The 16,573-nt window shown below is 72.7% G+C and carries 14 protein-coding genes and 1 pseudogene; 8 read left to right on the top strand and 7 right to left on the bottom strand.

Going from position 1 to position 16,573, the window contains the following annotated elements; genetic code table 11:
• The 4 genes and pseudogenes from VKZ81_RS21015 to VKZ81_RS21030 all read left to right on the top strand — a co-directional run.
• Positions 1 to 301 (top strand): annotated as a pseudogene (locus tag VKZ81_RS21015) (hypothetical protein); the annotation flags it as partial.
• On the top strand, positions 298 to 1,542 hold the full coding sequence (locus tag VKZ81_RS21020; RefSeq protein WP_324243339.1) for a glycosyltransferase: 1,245 nt from the start codon (positions 298 to 300) through the stop codon (positions 1,540 to 1,542). The pseudogene VKZ81_RS21015 and the gene VKZ81_RS21020, both read left to right, overlap by 4 nt.
• A complete protein-coding gene (locus VKZ81_RS21025; RefSeq protein WP_324243340.1) occupies positions 1,539 to 3,428 on the top strand; it encodes a right-handed parallel beta-helix repeat-containing protein in 1,890 nt (629 codons plus the stop codon). Before VKZ81_RS21020 ends, VKZ81_RS21025 begins: the two co-directional genes overlap by 4 nt.
• On the top strand, positions 3,425 to 4,360 hold the full coding sequence (locus VKZ81_RS21030) for a right-handed parallel beta-helix repeat-containing protein (protein WP_324243341.1): 936 nt from the start codon (positions 3,425 to 3,427) through the stop codon (positions 4,358 to 4,360). The genes VKZ81_RS21025 and VKZ81_RS21030 overlap by 4 nt, the downstream gene beginning before the upstream one ends.
• 10 nt (positions 4,361 to 4,370) lie before the next feature.
• Here the strand turns inward: VKZ81_RS21030 and VKZ81_RS21035 are convergent, their stop codons facing one another.
• The 3 genes from VKZ81_RS21035 to VKZ81_RS21045 are packed head-to-tail and all read right to left on the bottom strand — an operon-like array spanning position 4,371 to position 6,713.
• Positions 4,371 to 5,600: a DUF4232 domain-containing protein gene (locus tag VKZ81_RS21035; protein ID WP_324243342.1), complete on the bottom strand. Its 1,230-nt coding sequence runs from the start codon at positions 5,598 to 5,600 to the stop codon at positions 4,371 to 4,373.
• A 2-nt stretch (positions 5,601 to 5,602) separates the two neighbouring features.
• The gene (locus tag VKZ81_RS21040; protein ID WP_324243343.1) at positions 5,603 to 5,965 is read right to left on the bottom strand and encodes a hypothetical protein; all 363 of its coding nucleotides are present in this window, start codon (positions 5,963 to 5,965) and stop codon (positions 5,603 to 5,605) included.
• Between the two features lies 1 nt (position 5,966).
• Positions 5,967 to 6,713: a FadR/GntR family transcriptional regulator gene (locus VKZ81_RS21045; protein WP_324243344.1), complete on the bottom strand. Its 747-nt coding sequence runs from the start codon at positions 6,711 to 6,713 to the stop codon at positions 5,967 to 5,969.
• Between the two features lie 293 nt (positions 6,714 to 7,006).
• Here VKZ81_RS21045 and VKZ81_RS21050 point away from each other — a divergent pair, with 293 nt between their 5' ends.
• Genes VKZ81_RS21050 through VKZ81_RS21065 form a run of 4 tightly spaced genes read left to right on the top strand, consistent with a single transcriptional unit; the run spans position 7,007 to position 11,300 of the window.
• Positions 7,007 to 8,191: a mandelate racemase/muconate lactonizing enzyme family protein gene (locus VKZ81_RS21050; protein WP_324243345.1), complete on the top strand. Its 1,185-nt coding sequence runs from the start codon at positions 7,007 to 7,009 to the stop codon at positions 8,189 to 8,191.
• 2 nt (positions 8,192 to 8,193) lie between these two features.
• Positions 8,194 to 9,498 (top strand): ABC transporter substrate-binding protein, encoded by a 1,305-nt coding sequence (locus tag VKZ81_RS21055; RefSeq protein ID WP_324243346.1) that lies wholly within the window; start codon positions 8,194 to 8,196, stop codon positions 9,496 to 9,498.
• 3 nt (positions 9,499 to 9,501) lie between these two features.
• Positions 9,502 to 10,449, top strand: coding sequence for a carbohydrate ABC transporter permease (locus VKZ81_RS21060; protein ID WP_324243347.1), 948 nt, complete (start codon positions 9,502 to 9,504; stop codon positions 10,447 to 10,449).
• A gap of 2 nt (positions 10,450 to 10,451) precedes the next feature.
• Complete coding sequence (locus VKZ81_RS21065; protein ID WP_324243348.1) at positions 10,452 to 11,300, top strand: carbohydrate ABC transporter permease; 849 nt, start codon at positions 10,452 to 10,454, stop codon at positions 11,298 to 11,300.
• Between the two features lie 563 nt (positions 11,301 to 11,863).
• Here VKZ81_RS21065 and VKZ81_RS21070 read toward each other — a convergent pair.
• The 4 genes from VKZ81_RS21070 to VKZ81_RS21085 form a co-directional block, all read right to left on the bottom strand.
• Positions 11,864 to 13,066 carry an ROK family protein gene (locus tag VKZ81_RS21070; protein WP_324243349.1) on the bottom strand — a complete coding sequence of 401 codons (1,203 nt, stop codon included), beginning with the start codon at positions 13,064 to 13,066 and terminating at the stop codon, positions 11,864 to 11,866.
• A complete protein-coding gene (locus VKZ81_RS21075) occupies positions 13,063 to 14,586 on the bottom strand; it encodes a sugar ABC transporter permease (protein WP_324243350.1) in 1,524 nt (507 codons plus the stop codon). Before VKZ81_RS21075 ends, VKZ81_RS21070 begins: the two co-directional genes overlap by 4 nt.
• Positions 14,586 to 15,359, bottom strand: a complete 774-nt coding sequence (locus tag VKZ81_RS21080; protein ID WP_324243351.1) for an ATP-binding cassette domain-containing protein — start codon at positions 15,357 to 15,359, stop codon at positions 14,586 to 14,588. Before VKZ81_RS21080 ends, VKZ81_RS21075 begins: the two co-directional genes overlap by 1 nt.
• 72 nt (positions 15,360 to 15,431) lie before the next feature.
• Positions 15,432 to 16,559 (bottom strand): sugar ABC transporter substrate-binding protein, encoded by a 1,128-nt coding sequence (locus VKZ81_RS21085; protein ID WP_324243352.1) that lies wholly within the window; start codon positions 16,557 to 16,559, stop codon positions 15,432 to 15,434.
• Between the last annotated feature and the right edge of the window lie 14 nt (positions 16,560 to 16,573).

A 16,573-nucleotide genomic window follows, 5' to 3' on the forward strand; every position in this document is an offset into this window, starting at 1 on the left:
CGTCGACCTCGACCCGATCGCCGCCACCGTCGCGCGCTCCGCGGAGGGCTCGATCAACCCCGAGTACGGCATCCGCGGCGGCGCCCCCTACGGCGGCGTCTGCCTGCCCAAGGACACCCAGGGCTTCCTCGGCTTCGCCGACGCCATCGGCGTCGACATGCCGCTGCTGTCGGCCGTGGTGGAGACCAACGACCGGATCGCCGTGATCGTCGACCACGAGATCGACCGGGTGGCGCACGCCGGCGCCGGCGACCTGCGCGAGCAGAGCACGGCCGCGACGGGACGGCGCGAGTCGGCATGAACCTACCGATCTACTACTACCTGCTCGGCACCCCGCTCGGGGTGCTCGGCCTGATCCGCTGGGGCACCTGGCTGGTGCGGCGGATCCCCGCGGTGGTGTACCAGCCCGTGATCAACGATCACCGGCTGCCGCTGTCGATCGTGGTGCCGGTCTACCAGGAGGACCCGCAGATCCTGGCGACGGCGATCGAGTCGTGGCTCGCCAACGACGTCGAGGAGGTCATCCTCGTCATCGACGCGTCCGACACGTCCAGCCAGGACGTGGCGGCCCGCTACCCGGTCACCGTGCTGATCACGGACGTGCCGGGCAAGCGCGACGCCCTCCGCAGGGGCTGGCGCGCGGCCCGCACCGAGCTGGTGGCCCTGGTCGACTCCGACACCATCTGGGCCGACGACGTGGCGGTCGAGGTGGCCAAGCCGTTCGCCGACCCCCGCATCGGGGGCGTGGGCACCCGCCAGTCCGTCTACGGGTCCACCGGCTTCCTGGCCCGGATCACGGACATGTTCCTCGACCACCGCTACTTCGACGAGAACGCCGCCCAGAGCGTGCTCGGCAAGGCGGTGTCGTGCCTGTCGGGGCGCACCGCGGTGTACCGCCGCGAGCTGCTGCTGGAGATCGAGGACGACTTCATGAACGAGACGTTCTGGGGCGTCCGGTCGCTCTCCGGCGACGACAAGCGGCTCACCACGCTGATCCTGGAGCGGGGCCACCTCACCTACCTGCAGCGCAGCGCGGAGGTGTGGTCCACTTTCCCCGACCGGTGGCGCACGTTCTTCCGCCAGCGGCTGCGCTGGGCGCGCAACACCTGGCGGTCCGACCTGCGCGCGCTGTCGCGGCCGTGGGTGTGGCGCCACCCGTTCCTCGCCTACACGATGATCGACAAGGGCGTCTCGAGCTTCACGCTGCTGCTCGGGCCGATCGCCATGGGCGTCGCCCTGGCCACCCAGAGCTGGGTGTTCGCCGGCGTGCTGCTGTTGTGGTGGCAGGTGAGCCGGGCGGCGAAGCTCGCCCCGCACATCCGGCGCCGGCCCTCGTCGTTCTTCTTCGTGCTCGGCTACGTCGCCGTCTCGTGGGTCATGGCGATCATCAAGATCACCGCCCTGCTCACCATCCGCAAGCAGGCCTGGCTCACCCGCCAGGTCGCGGTGGAGAACGGCGAGGTCGTGCGCACGGCGCAACCGACCGAGGCCCTCGGCGACGAGCACGACAACGTCATCCCCCTGCGGAAGGCCGCGGCATGAGCGGCGACACCACCAGCGGGCGCTGGGTCGGGCGGGTGCTCGCCACCGGCCTGACCGCCGCCGTCGGGCTCGGGCTGACGGCGGGCGTCGCCGCGGCCGATCCGACCGCGGCCCCGGCGGCCACCCAGCCGGTGGCGGCGCCCACCCAGCTCGTCATGCCGGACACGGCGGCGTCGGTGCGCCGGGCGTGGGAGTCCCGCGGGCGGCCGCACCGGATGGCCGTCGTCCGCGACCACCGCATCGACGTCGCCACCGAGGGCCGGGTCACCCGCCAGGTCGGGCGCGCGGGCGGCCCTCTGACCCTCGCGACCCTCGACCGGGCCCTGCCCGCGAACTGGCTCACCCTCGACGGCGACACCGCCACCCTGGACACCACGCTCGTGCTCACCCGGGGCACCTCGCTGCGCCTGGGCGGGAACGGCAGCCCGCGCACCCTCCAGCTCGTCGGCGGCGCCGAGCCGTCGGACGCCGCGTCGATCCACACCGGCGGCGGACGGATCGAGCTCACCGGGGTCACGGTCACCTCGCTCGAGCGCGAGACCGGACAGCCGCTGCCTGCCACCGCGAAGGGCCGCCCGAGCATCGTCGTCTCGGGCGGGGGCCGGCTGGACGCCACCGACGTCACGATCACCGACCTCGGCACGGTGTCGGAGGGCACCCCGGGCGCCGAGGAGGACGGCGCGGCCGCCGTGGAGTTCCGCCGCGGCAGCACCGGCTCCCTGGTGCGCACCACCGTGACGCGGGGCAGCACCGGGGTGAGCCTCTCCCACGCCGAGGGCGTGCGCCTCGAGCAGCTCACCGTCTCCGACAACACCGAGGACGGCCTCGTGCTCGCCGGCGACCGGGGCACCGAGATGAGCGGGATCCGCGCCACCGGCAACGGCGGCAACGGGGTCCTCGCCTCCGGCGAGACCGCTGACCGTCCGGTCACCTCGATCAGCACCAACGCCAACGGCGCGTTCGGCGTCGCCGTGGTCGGCGAGACCGGCACCCGGGTGAGCGACGTCGACACCACCGCCGACGACGCGGGCGGGCTGCGCATCTCCCGCTCCACGGACGTCACGGTCACGAACTACACCGCCACCGACCAGCGGATGGGCGTGTTCACCCACGTCCACAGCACCGGCGTCGTGCTCGACGGGGTGCGGACCATCGGGGGCGGCCGGGGGCTGGTGGTCGAGAAGAGCACCCGCGGGCTGGAGGCGCGCAACTCCACGTTCGACGGCGCCCGCGTCGCGGGCGTGGCCGTGGGCGGCGCCGACGTCGCGCTGAACGCCGTGCACGTGTCCGAGTCGCGGTCCGCTGTGCGGATCGAGCGCGGCGCGCACGACGTCCGCCTGGCCGGGCTCACCGTCGACGGCGGGCGCGACGGGCTGGTCACCGCGGGCGGCACGTCCGGCGTCGTCGTCAGCGACCTGACCGTCAACGACGTCGAGTCGGACGCCGTGCGCAGCTTCACCCCGGACGCGCGGATCACCGGCGCCGCGATCACCGGCGGCGGCACCGGCTTGGACCTCGCGGCGGGCGCAACGATCACGAACACGACGATCGTCGCCGCCCGGGAGGGCATCCGCTCCCGCTCCCCCGAGCCGGTCTACGCGTCCCGGGTCACGGTGGACACCACGGAGCTGGGCGTCAACGCCGCGGAGGGCAGCCCGTTCACCCTGGTCGACTCGAACGTGCACGCGCTGGAGTCCGTGCGCGGCGCGATCGAGCAGCGGGGCACCAACGACCTCAGCCTGCCCCCGCTCAACCTCCTCGGCGCCATCGGCATCCCGCTGATCGTCCTCGCGGTCGTGCTGGAGGAGCTGCACACCCGGCGACAACGGCGCATCGGCGGCACCGCCCGGCGCCGCCGCCCACCGCTCCCGGCGGAGGCGTCGTGAGGTCGCGCATCGTCCGGCTGATCGTCGCGGCCGCGGCCGGGGTGGTCCTGCTCGCCAGCTCGGCGTGGCTGATCGTCATCCGGGCGCCGTCGCGGGCGAGCAGGAAGCTGCGGCCGTCGTCGTGGGCGGTGTCGACGGTGCCCTGCGCGGGGTCCCACGACGTGACGCAGCTGCACTTCCTCGGCCACGGCGACGTCGAGTCCTACGGTCTGTCCTGGCGCACCGCGGGCACCGGCGGGGCGATCACCGACAGCCTCGTGTCGCACCTCTACTACGGCCTCTACACCTACCAGGTGAGCGGGCTCGAGGTGCTCGACAACGAGTTCCGCGACAACGTCCTGTACGGGATCGACCCGCACACCGGGTCGTCGAACCTCGCCATCGAGCGCAACGTCGTGCACGACAACGGCAAGCACGGGATCATCCTCGCCGAGGACTGCGTCGACAGCGTGATCCGCGACAACGTCGTCTACCGCAACGCCCACCACGGGATCGTGCTGTACCTGGGCTCGGACCACAACGTCGTGGCGGGCAACGCGACGTTCGCCAACGCCTCGCAGGGCATCAACGTCAACGAGTCCGCGGGCAACGTGCTGCGCGGCAACGAGGTGTACGGCAACGGCGAGACCGGCGTCGGCGTCACCCAGCTCGCCGAGGGCAACGTCGTCGAGGGCAACCAGGTGCGCGACAACCGGCAGGACGGCGTGCGCGTGGTCAGCGAGTCGGCCGGCACGGCGGTGCGCGACAACGTCATCGCCGGCAACGCCCGCTACGGCGTCTACGTCGACACCAGCGGGGCGGTCGACCTCACCGGCAACACGATCACCGGCAACCGGTCCGGGATCATGTCCACCGGGGCGCCGGTGGCGCCGGAGGACGCCAACGACGTGCGGGGCAACGAGGAGTCCGACGTGGTGGCCGACCGGGGCTGACGGCCCCGGCTCACGGGAAGGCCCGCCACGGCCCCACCTCGATCGTGGCCCCGTCCACCAGGTCGAACGGGGCGGGCCCGGCGCCCAGCGGCACGGTGCTCGGGTCGCCGTCGTCGACGACGACGCGCAGCTCCTGCGGGGTGTCCGCGTCCGCGGCCGCGCCGTGGCCGGCCCAGATCAGCGGGAAGGACGCGCTGCCCCCGGGTGCCAGCCCGACCCGGCCCGCCGGGCCCGGCCCGGCGGTGGGTTCGGTGGTGAGCCGCAGCTCCCGACCGCCCTGGGCGATCGCGACCCCCGGGGTCCCGTCGAGGTAGCAGGGGTGGTCCGCCCGGCTGGTGGCGACGACCGTCACCGCGCGGGTCCCCATCGCTGCGTCCCACCCCGTGGTGCTCCACGCGAGCTCCGCGGGCGCGCAGGCCACCCGGGGGTCGACCGGGGTGCCGGCCGGGGCGGGCGGGGACGACGGCCCCGGGGCCGCCGGGGCGGGCGCTGCGGCCCGCGGCGAGGGGCGCGGCTCGGAGGACGGCGCGGCGCGGTCCACCCGGTCGGCCGCGGTCGACGCCCCGACCACCACCACCGCCGCCGCGCCGAGGACGCCGAGCACGCCCGTCGCGGCGCGCCACGGCCGCACGCCGCCTGCGGCGGCGCGCCGGACCAGCAGGGCCAACGCGACGGCGGCCCCGTCGACGACCGGCACGGCCTCGACCGGCCCGCGCAGCGCGACGACCCACCCCACCACCGCGACGACCGCGACCGCGCCGACGACCAGGCCGGTGCACCACCCCCGGGCCGCCGTCGGCTGCGGGACCGTCCGCCACTGCAGCCCGGTCACCGCGGCGGCGTGCGCCAGCCAGAACACCGTCACCGCCGCCGGGACCGCCTGCTCGGACAGGAGCACCCCGACCAGCGCGAACAACCCCGCGATCGGGCCGACGACCGCGCCGGCGAGCGCGCCCGCCGCCACCTCGGCCCACGCGGGCGCGGGGTGCGGGACCCGCGGGGCCGGCGCCCGGCGCAGCAGCCACCCGGTGCGGAGGAGCCCGGCGAGCACGAGCGCGAGCCCGACCGCCTCGAGCCCCCACCACACCGCGGGCGGCACCGCCGGGTGCGCGGGCCCGTCGTCCGGGTCGAACCCGGGCGGCGAGTACCGCGAGGCGGTGACACCGGCGCCGACCATCACGAACACGCCGGCGGCGGTCCCGGCCACCCAGGGCCCGACCCGCGGGAGGGACGAGGCCATCGCTACGGCTCCGCGGTCCGGTCGAGGCCGGTGATCACGATGTCGAGGCCGGCGCGGAACTCGGCCACGGGGTTGCTGGTGGTGGTCGCGGCGCCGACCAGGCGCGGGTACCGCCCGGGCGGCAGGGCGAGCACCTGGTCGACCAGCCCGCCCCGCTCCCCGCCCGCCACCGCGCTGGCGAACTCGACCTGCGCGAAGCCGTTGGCGAACGCGGTCACCGCGCGGAAGGCGGCGAGCAGCGCCGGTCCCGGTGTGTGCGGCGCCCCGAACCCCATGTTCTTGCCTCGGCCACCCGTCAGCGCGCCGACCGCGAGCAGGATGAGCACGGCGCTCGTGGCATCGAGGGCGCCCCGGCCGCTGATCACCTCACCGTGCCGCGGGTGGGGAGGGTGTGGCGGCGAAGAGGTTGCGCTGCACCTCCGCGCGGTAGCCGGCCAGCGCATTGTCGATGTGGAGGCGCATCGCCGACTCCGCAGCCGCCGGGTCGCCATCGGCGACGGCGTTGGCGACGGCCTGGTGCTCGGACGCGCCTCGACGCATCCCTGCACCGGGCTCGTCGCCGAGCCCGACCGTCAGCACCCGTCGTTTGAGCGTCGTGACCGTCTCCACGATGGATGCCAGGAACGTGTTGTGCGCGGCCTCCGCGAGCGCCTGGTGGAACCGCTCGTCCGACTCGGCGAACGCGGCCGGGTCATCGTCGTGGGCGGCGCTGAGCGTGCGTTCCGCGAGCTCCCGGAGGGCCCGGACCTGCAGCGGGGTGGCGCGCTGAGCTGCCAGCGCCGCTGTCTGCCCCTCGACCGTCCGGCGGCACTCGAACAGCATCTCCACGTGCTCGAGGTTCTCGACCAGCAGACTGCCCCAGACCTCCGGTGGTAGCCGGTCCTCCGGCTGCCCCACGAAGATCCCCGCGCGTTTGCGGACGGTGAGGTGACCGCGCGCACACAGCAGTTTGACGGCCTCGCGGGCCACCGTGTGGCTCACCCCGAGGTCGGCGGCGAGCTGCTTCTCGGTCGGCAACCGGTCGCCCGGGTTCAAGCCGGCCGAGCGGATGTGCGCCAGTATCCGCTCCGCCGCGATCTGGTAGCCCGGGCGGTAGGCCCGCTCATCGGTCACGTCCACCTCACCGTTCCTCGTGCGGCCGCCATCCTCCCGCAGGGCATATTTGATAGCAACCATTGACCCGCGCTCCTCGGGGATCTACTGTCGCGCAGCGTTAGTTGGTATCTAACTGCAGCGGATCAAAGGAGACCGATGCGACCCGACCTCGCCCGGGCAAACGCCGTCCGCTGCTGCCTGACCGCCGCTCCCCGCGCCGTTCCCGGCCCCGCGCAGCGCGGTCCCATCCATCCATGCCCCCCGGCGCCCCGGGACGACCGGCGCGCCGCGGCACGACCCGAGGAGAAGACGTGGTTGCCGTCACCGGTGTGACAACCAGGGTTTTCGAAGTTCCCTACCAACGCCCGATCGGCGACGCCAACGATCCCGTCGGACGCAGTCGGACCACGGCCCTGGCGGTGCAGCTGGAGACCGATGAAGGGCTCACCGGTCTCAGCGTCGGGAACCCGGCGGCCCGCCAGACCGTCATCGAGTTCGCGGAGATGCTCAAAGGCGAGGACCCCGCAGGCGTCCGGGGGCTCTGGCAGCGGATGGTCGATCGCGCTTTCAAGGGCGGTGTCGAGGGGATCGTCAAGGAAGCCATCTGTCACCTCGACGTCGCGCTGTGGGACCTCAAGGCCAAGGCCAACGGCGAGCCGCTGTGGAAGACCCTCGGCGCCTCGTCCGGCCAGGTCCTGGCGTACGCGAGCGGAATCGACATGCCGCTTCCGGACGAGGAGATCACCGCGTTCTACCGGCGGATGGCCGACCACGGGATCACCCTCGGCAAGCTGAAGGTGGGCCGCGACCTCGATTCCGACCTGCGGCGGCTCGAGCTGATGCGCCAGGCCCTGAGCACGGGCGGGCGCACCGCACGCCTGGCCATCGACGCCAACGAGTACTGGTCGCCGAAGGAGGCCGTGCGGTACGTCCGCGAAGTCGAGAAGACCTTCGACCTGGAGTGGTGCGAGGAGCCGACGCGCCGGTGGGACGTGCGCGGTCTGCGCACGGTGTCGCGCCAGATCAGCACCGCCGTCGCCACCGGTGAGAACCTGAACGGCACATGGGACTTCCTCCCCCTCATCCACGGCGAGGCCGTCGACATCGTGCAGGTGGGCCAGTACACGAGCGGCATCACCGGGGCATTGCAGGTGGCGGAGCTCGCGGCGGCGTACGAACTGCCGGTGGCGACCATGAACTGCCCCGGCGACTTCATGGCGCACATCGGAGCGGTCATGCCGCAGCACCTGGGCGTGGAGCTGGTCTGGCCGGGGTGGGACGCGATCGTCGACAACCACCAGGTGGTGGCCGACGGCTGGATCACCCTGAGCGACCGGCCTGGCCACGGGGTGGAGCTGCGCGCGGACGCGGGGCGGTACGAGCTGGCCGAACTCCCGTTCGGCGCAATGGTGTCCACGCAGGGACGGCGCCGCAAGCACTCGTGGTCCGACCACGTCGAGCCGGCCTCACCGGCCACGACGGCCAAGGGGGCGTGACGATGAGTGCCCAGAAGACGAGCATCAGCCGGCGCACCCTGCTCCGCGGAGCGGGACTCGCGGCAGCGGGAACCGCCCTGAGCGCCTGCATCCCGGGACCGGGCACGGGGGGTGGCGGTTCCTCCGGCGGATCGCAGAAGCTGCGCCTGCGCTACTGGGCGTGGGTCGACGACCCGACGTCCCGCGTGCTGAGCGACCTGGCAGACCGGTTCAACGAGAACCACCCGTCGATCGAGGTCGACGTGGAGCTGATGCCGGCGAGCGCCGTGTACGAGCGGCTGCTGGCCGCGATCAACGCGGGCGACCCGCCGGACGCCTCGGCGATCCACGTGAACAACGTTGCGGACATCGCCGCGATGGGCGCGCTGCACCCGCTCGACCAGTACTTCGACGCGATGCCGGACAAGGACGACTTCGTTCCCACCGCCGTCCTGGGTTCCCGCCTCGGAGACGAGAGCGCCCCACTGCACACGATGCCGTGGTACGGGCTGGTCAGCTACCTGTACTACCGGCCCGACTGGTTCCGGGACGCCGGGCTGCCCGAACCGCGGACCACCGACGACTTCGTGTCGGCCTGCCGCGCCGTCACCGACCCGGCTGCGGGCCGGTACGGTTACGGGCTGCGCGGCGCCACCCACGGGCACATCCACTACTTCATCTGGCTCGCGACCCTCGGCGGGCTGGAAGCGGTACAGGGACCCGACGGTGCGCCGGTCTTCCACCAGCCCGAGCACATCGCGGGTACCGACTGGTTCCTGGACCTCGCGCGCACGCACCAGGTCGTGCCGCCCACCGCGTCCGGCGACGGCTTCGAGCAGCTGATGAACAACATGAAGGCAGGCGTCACCGGCACCGCCATCCACCACATCAAATCGTCGGAAACCCTCGTCGCGGCGCTCGGTGCGGAGAACATCCGGGCGGTCCCGATGCCCGTCGGGCCGTCCGGGCGACGTTGGACTGAGTTCGGGCCCAGCATGAACGCGGTCTACGCAGGCGGACAGGATCCCGAGGCCGCGTGGGAGTGGGTGTCCTACCTGGCCTCCCCCGAGGCGATGCGGATCTTCTGCACGGAGGACGGCGGGCTGCCGGTGCGGCAGTCGGTCGGCGCCGACCCGTACTTCCAGGAGAACCCGTTCGCGAAGGTGTCGATCGACAGCCTCCCCGACGCGTACCTCATCCCGTTCACCGAGCGCCCCGGCTACGCACGGCTGGCCGAGCAGACGTGGCCGCAGCTCACCCAGCCCGCCCTGGCCGGCGAGATGACCAGCGCGGAGTTCGCCGGCCGGCTCGCCGAGGACGTGCGGTAGACCGTGAGCGCTGGCGCAACCGCCGGCGTCGCGTCCCGTCGCACCGGCCCCCCGGCCGCGCCGGTGCGGCGGGCCCGCCGCCGACCTCGTGACCTGTTGCTCCCGTACCTGCTGCTGCTCCCGGCCTGCGGCATCGTCGCGCTGGTGGTGGCCTTCCCGATCGTGCAGTCGATCGGCTACAGCCTGCACCACTACAACCTGCGTGAGCCGGACAACGCCTACTTCTCCGGCCTGGACAACTACATCCGGGCGCTGACCGACGAGATGTTCTGGCGCGCGCTGCGGGCGACCGCGATCTGGGTCGGCGCGGTGCTGCCGATCCAATTCGTGATCGGCATGGCGATCGCGGTGCTGATGAACCGGGCCTTCCCCGGTCGGCTCGTGCTGCGCGCCTCCGTCCTGCTGCCGTGGGTTGTACCCAGCGCTGTGGTGGCCCTGCTGTGGCGCTGGCTCCTCGACGGCAACCTCGGCGTCATCAACGACCTGTTGATCCGCGTCGGCATCATCGACACCGGCATCCCGTGGCTGAACGACCCGAGCACCGCCATGGCCGTGGTCGTGATCGCGATGACCTGGCACGGCATGCCGTTCTTCGCGCTGATGCTGCTGGCTGCCCTGCAGGCGGTGCCCGCGGAGATGTACGAGGCTGCACACCTGGACGGTGCCTCCGCCCTCCAGCGGTTCCGCTACATCACCTGGCCCAGCATCATCGACACGATCCGCACGACGACGCTCCTGCGGATCATCTGGCTCGCCAACTCGATCGAGATCATCTGGATCATGACGGCGGGTGGGCCGAACTTCGCGACGACCACTCTGCCGGTGGTCACGTTCTTCGAGGCCGTGCGCGGACTCGACTTCGGTTACGCGTCGGCGGTCAGCGTGCTGCTCGCGCTGATCCTGCTGGCCGTCGTGCACCTCTACGTCCGGCAGATGCGGAAGGACGACTGACCATGGCAACAGCTTCCCCAGCCGCCGCACGGAGGCGCCGCAGCATCGTGGTGATCTGGCTGCTGGCGCTCCCGGTCATCCTGTTGTCCCTCGGTCCGTTCCTGTGGCTGCTGAAGACGTCGCTCGTGCCGGAGTCGCGTATCTTCGTGCGCCCGCTGGAGTACCTGCCGTCGACGGTGACGCTCGAGAACTTCGTGATGCTCTTCGAGCGGATGAACTTCTTCGGCTACTTCGCCAACAGCTTCGTCGTCGCGCTTGGAAGCACCGCGCTCGGACTGATCATCTCGATGTCGTCGAGCTACGCGTTCGCCCGGTTCCGGTTCCGGGGCCGGCGCTTCTTCATGACCCTGTTCCTCGTCATCCCGATGTTCCCGACGGTGCTGATCCTCATCCCGATCTACGACATCATGCGGGTGACGGGGCTGCTGAACACCTACGCGTCGTTGATCGTCGCGTACAGCTCGTTCACGATCCCGTTCGCGGTCTGGATGATGACCGGCTACTTCGCGGCCCTGCCGGTCGAGATGGAGGAAGCCGCCCGGGTGGACGGCTGCAGCCGGTTCGGCGCCTTCGTGCGCGTGCTGCTGCCGACCGCCGTTCCCGGGATCTCGGCGACAGCCCTCTACATCTTCATCGTGTCCTGGAACGAGTACACGTTCGCGGCGATGCTCGCGCAGGACGAGGCGGTGCGCACCTTGCCCGTCGCACTGCAGTTCTTCATCACGGAGTTCACCGTGAACTGGGGGCTGCTGGCCGCCGGAGGCGTGATCGTCTCGCTCCCGGTGATCCTGCTGTTCATCGTGTTGCAGCGGCAGCTGATCGCGGGCCTCACCGCCGGAGCCGTGAAGTAACGGCCGCCCGGGCCGCGCGCTACCTGGACCGGACGGAACCGGGCGAGCGCGGCCGCCCCGGCGGCACGCCACTCCTCGCACGAGGGGCGCGGCCCGGGCCTGCGCCGCCGCGCTCGTCCGGCTGCACGACCGGTACCGCGCCGACCTCGCCGCCATCCGCCGGGACGTCGAGCGCGTGCTCGCCGGGGAGCAGACGGCGCTTCCGGCACGGGAGACCTGGAGGCGCACTGCCTGGCGTTCTGCACCCGGCTGCACGAGCACCACGGCGTCGAGGACTCCACGCTCTTCCCGACCTCGCCCGCGAGCGCCCGAGAGTTGGTGCTGCACCGGCTCGGCGGCGAGCACCGCCAGGTGGCCCGCGGGCTGGACGCCCTCCGGGAGGCCCTCTCCCGGTTCGCGGCCGCCGAGGACCCGGGCGCGGCGCGGGCTGCGCGACGAGGTCGGGCGCCTGACCCGCGTGGTGGAAGCGCACCTGGACCACGAGGAGACCGACCTCGTGCCGCTGCTCGACCGCCCGACGTCCCTCCCCGACGGGGTGTGACCGGCGGCACCCACGGTCGGGCCTACATCGCGCCCAGCACCGGCTCGAACGCCAGCTCCGCGGCCCCGACCAGCTTGGCGTCGCGGCCGAGCGGGCTGGTCTCGATGCGGGTGCCGCCGACCGCCCGGCTGACCAGGCTGCGCTCGTGCACCCGGGCCCGGACGTGGTCGACGACCGCGGGCGGCAGCGCCGTGAACAGGTCCCCGAGCACCACGAGGTCCGGGGCGGTCACGTTGACCACCGTGACGAGGCCGGTCGCGAGCCACTCGGCGAACTCGGCGAGGGGACCGAGGCCGGGGTCCTTCTCCAGGGAGCGCAGCTCGGCGACGATCACACCGCGGGCGGTGTCCTCCGGCAGCCCGAGCGCCCGGCACACGGCCGCCTCCCCCACCTCGGTCTCCCAGCAGCCGCGGTTGCCGCAGTAGCACTCGCGACCACCGGGGCGGACCACGATGTGGCCGATCTCGCCGACGTAGCCCCGGGTGCCCCGCAGCGGGCGGCCGGCCGCGATCACCCCGCCGCCGACGCCGCGGTCGGCGGAGATGTAGACGAGGTCGTCGACGTCGTGGGCCTGGCCCCGGACGTGCTCGGCGAGCGCGCCGAGCTCGGCGTCGTTGGCGACCTGCACCGGGATCCGCAGCACCGCCCCCAGCCGGGTGCCGAGCGCGACGTCGCGCCAGCCGAGGTTGGGCGCCTCGTGGACGAACCCGTCGTCGCGGCGCACCACGCCCGGCACCGACACCGCCGCGGCGCGTGCCGTCACCGCGAGCTCGTCGGCGAGCAGCTGCGCCGACTCCGCGATGTGCGTGATCACCTCGCCCGGCGTGCGGGTGCGGTGGTGCAGGTTCCAGCTGTGCCGGCCGAGCACCTGCCCGCCGAGGCCGACCATGGCCATCGCGACCTGCTCGACGCGCACGTCGATCGCGAGCACGACGGCCGCCTCGGGCTCGGGCAGCACCATGAGGGACGGGCGGCCCGCCCCGTTGCGCTGCGCGGGCACGGCCTCGGTGACGACCCCGGCCTCGGCCAGGCCGTCGACCACCGCCTTGATCGTGCTGCGGTTGAGCCCCAGCTCCGCGGCCAGCGTGGCCCGGGTGCAGGGACCTGCGACGTGCAGCCGGCGCAACAGGGCGGCGCGGTTGTGCCGGCGGGCTTCGTCCGGCCGGGCTCCCGCTGTGCCGGACGGTGCCCCGCCACCGCCGTCACCGCCCCACGTGCGACTCACCTGCCGGCGACCGCCGATCGCCGCCGGGACAGGACGTCGACCCCCGCCGCGAGCAGCAGGACCAGCCCGTTGACGAGGAACACCACCGACGCGGGCTGGCCGAGCAGGCCGAGGCCGTTGTTCACCGTCGCGAGCACCGCGCCGCCGATCACGGCGTTGCTGACCCGCCCGCGGCCGCCGAAGAGCGACGTGCCACCGATGACCGCCGCGCCGACGGCGAACAGCAGGGTGTTGCCGCCGCCGGACGCCGGGGAGACCGACCCGACCTTCGACGAGTAGACGATCGCGCCGAGCGCCGCGCACGCCGAGCCGATGACGAACACCGTGGCCCGCACGCGCGTGACGTCGATGCCGGCCCGGCGCGCCGCCTCCCGGTTGCCGCCGACGGCGTAGACGTGGCGGCCGAAGCGGGTGCGGTCGAGCAGGTAGGTGCCCGCGACCAGCAGCGCCAGCACGATCGGCACCACGTAGGGCACGCCCGCGATCGGCGTGGCGCCCGGCGAGCGGTCGAGCGTGAGCAGGAACGTCGCCACCGCGCCGAGCAACACCACGGCGCCGACCTTCAGCAGCACCAGGCCCGTCGGCTGCGCCACCAGCCCGAGCTTGCGCCGCGACCGCTGCCGGTTGAGCAGCACCGCGGCGTAACCGCCCGCGGCGACCACGAACAGCAGCCAGCTGGCGAACGTCGAGAGGTTCCCGTTGGCCACCGCCATGATCACCGGGTCGCGCAGGCCGAGCGTGCCGCCGTCGCCGATCAGCTGGAGGGTCACGCCCTGCCACGCGATGAACAGCGCGAGCGTGACGACGAACGAGGGCATGCCGAGCTTCGCGACCGCGAATCCGGTGAGGCAGCCGATCGTGATGCCGACGCACACCGCGAGCAGCATCTCGAGCCACGGGTTGGGCGGGAACCCGACCAGCATCAGCACGAGCGCCAGCGCCGAGAGCGCCGCGCCGAACCAGATGCGCAGCATCAGCGCGAGCACGATCGCGAGCACGATCGCCAGGCAGAACAGCACGAAGACCGTGGTGCCCATCCCGCCGAGCAGGTTGCCGCCGCTCACCAGGTGCAGCGCCATCACCGCGGCGGCGAGGCCCGAGGCCGTGCCGGCCGCGAGGTCGATCTCGCCGGTCAGCAGCACGAACACCAGGCCCATCGCGATGATCGTCTGGCCGGCGCCCTGCTGGAGCAGGTTCGCGAGGTTCAGCAGGCTGAGGAACGTGCCGCCCGAGTCGAGCACGGTGAACAGCACGAACAGCGCCGCGAGCCCGAGCAGCGCGGGCAGCGCACCCAGCTCGCCGTTGCGCAGGTTGCGCACGTAGGCCTGGATGGCCTCGCCGGTGGTGCGCGCGGTGGTGTCGATGCCGAAGTCGGCCGCGCGCGCCGACGCGGGCGCGGCGCGCTCCGCCGCCCCGGCGGCACCGGCCGTCCGCTCCACCCGGGTCTCCTCCGTGCGCGTCTTGTCCGCGCCCGTCTCCTCGGGGCGCGACTTCGCGGTGTCGATGTTCTCAGGAGGCATCAGATGGCCACGCTCTCGGGACGCTGCAGGCCGAGGTCACCCGACCGGCCCGCGGTGATCAACTCGACGACCTGGCCGTGGGTCACGTCCTTGGTCTGCACCTGCGCGACCATCCGGCCCAGGTAGAGGGTGGCGATCCGGTCGGCGACCTCGAAGACGTCCGCCATGTTGTGGCTGATGAGCACGACGCCCAGGCCCTGCTCGGCCAGCCTCCGGACCAGGTCGAGCACCTGCCGGGTCTGGGCGACGCCCAGCGCGGCCGTCGGCTCGTCCAGCAGGACGACCTTCGAGTCCCACAGCACGGCCTTCGCGATGGCCACCGTCTGGCGCTGCCCACCCGACAGCGCCGCGACCGGCATCCGGACCGACGTGACGGTGCGCACCGACAGCGACGCGAGGGTGCGCCGGGCCGCCTGCTCCATGTCGGCCTCGTCGAGCAGCCACGGCTTGCCGCGCTCCCGGCCGAGGAACATGTTCTGGACGATGTCGAGGTTGTCGCACAGCGCGAGGTCCTGGTAGACGACCTCGATGCCGAGCCGCGAGGCGTCGGTGGGTCCGTGGATCGTCACCGGCTCACCGGCGAAGCGGATCTCGCCGCTGTCGATCGGGTGGATGCCCGCCACGCACTTGACCAGCGTCGACTTGCCCGCACCGTTGTCGCCGACGAGCGCGGTGACCTCGCCGGCCCGCACGTCGAAGTCGACCTCGTGCAGCACCTGCACGGCGCCGAAGCTCTTGTTCACCCCGCGCAGCTGCAGGATGGGTTCGCTCATGATCTCCTCCGATGCCCGTGCGCGGAGGGCGCCGCTCGTGGCGACGCCCTCCGCACACGCGGGGTCGACGGGTCAGCTGGCGCTGATTCCCAGCTCCTGACACGCCGCGGCGGTCTCCGCGACGCAGATCTCCTCGGCCTTCACCTGGCCGTCGTCGACCACGGTCTTGACGTTGTCCCGCGTGATCAGCTGCGGCTCGAGCAGCACCGACTTGACCTGCCGGTTGCCCTGCGGGTCCTCCACCGAGTCGGTGGCGAGCGCGTCGGCGGCGGCCGTGTCACCGTTCGCGAGGGCCGCGGCGAGCTTCGCGGCCGCCTCGGCCTCCTGCTTGATCGGCTTGTAGACGGTCATGTACTGGTCGCCGCGCAGGATCGCCTGCAGCCCGTCCGGGGTGGCGTCCTGGCCGGTGACCGGGACCTGGCCGTTGAGGCCGTACTTCGCGAGCACGGTGATGATCGCGCCGGCGAGCCCGTCGTTGGCCGCGACGACCCCGTCGACCCGGCCGCCGTTGCCGGTCAGGATCTGCTCGAACGTGGTGCCGCCGATCTGGTTGTCCCAGTCCTCGATCTTCTGGCTCTGCACGAGCGTGTACTCGCCGGACTGGTACTTCGGCCCGAGCACCCGCTGCTGGCCGTTGTAGAACAACGTGGCGTTGTTGTCGGTCGGCGCGCCCTCGATCTCGATGATCTGCGGGTTGGCGACGCCCTTCTCCTCCAGCGCCTGCACCAGGCCCTGACCCTGCAGCTCGCCGACCTTCTCGTTGTCGAACGAGACGTAGTAGTCGCTGGACCCGCCCAGGTTGAGCCGGTCGTAGTCGATGGTCGGGATCCCCTGGGCCTTGGCCTTCGCCGCGACCGCCGAGCCGGACTCGCTGCTGATCGAGGCGATCACGAGCACCTTGACGCCGCTGGCGATCATGCTGTCGGCCAGCGTGGAGAACTTCTGCTCGTCGCCGAGGGCGTTCTGGATGTCGGCGTCGAGCCCCTCGGCACGCATCGCCTCCTCCAGCAGGGGCTTGTCGAAGCCTTCCCACCGCGCGGAGCTCTCGGTCTCCGGGAGGATCACCCCGACCTTGACGCCGCCGGAGGGCGCCTCGCTCTCGGCTGGCGCGGACGGGGCGGCAACGTTCTGGCCACAGGCGGCGAGCACGAGGGCGAATCCCAGCCCTGCGGCCGCGAGCGCGGTTCTCCTGATGCGCATGGTGGTCCTTCCAC

The sequence above is a fragment of the Pseudonocardia sp. genome, from assembly GCF_035305885.1.
GTDB lineage: Bacteria > Actinomycetota > Actinomycetes > Mycobacteriales > Pseudonocardiaceae > Pseudonocardia.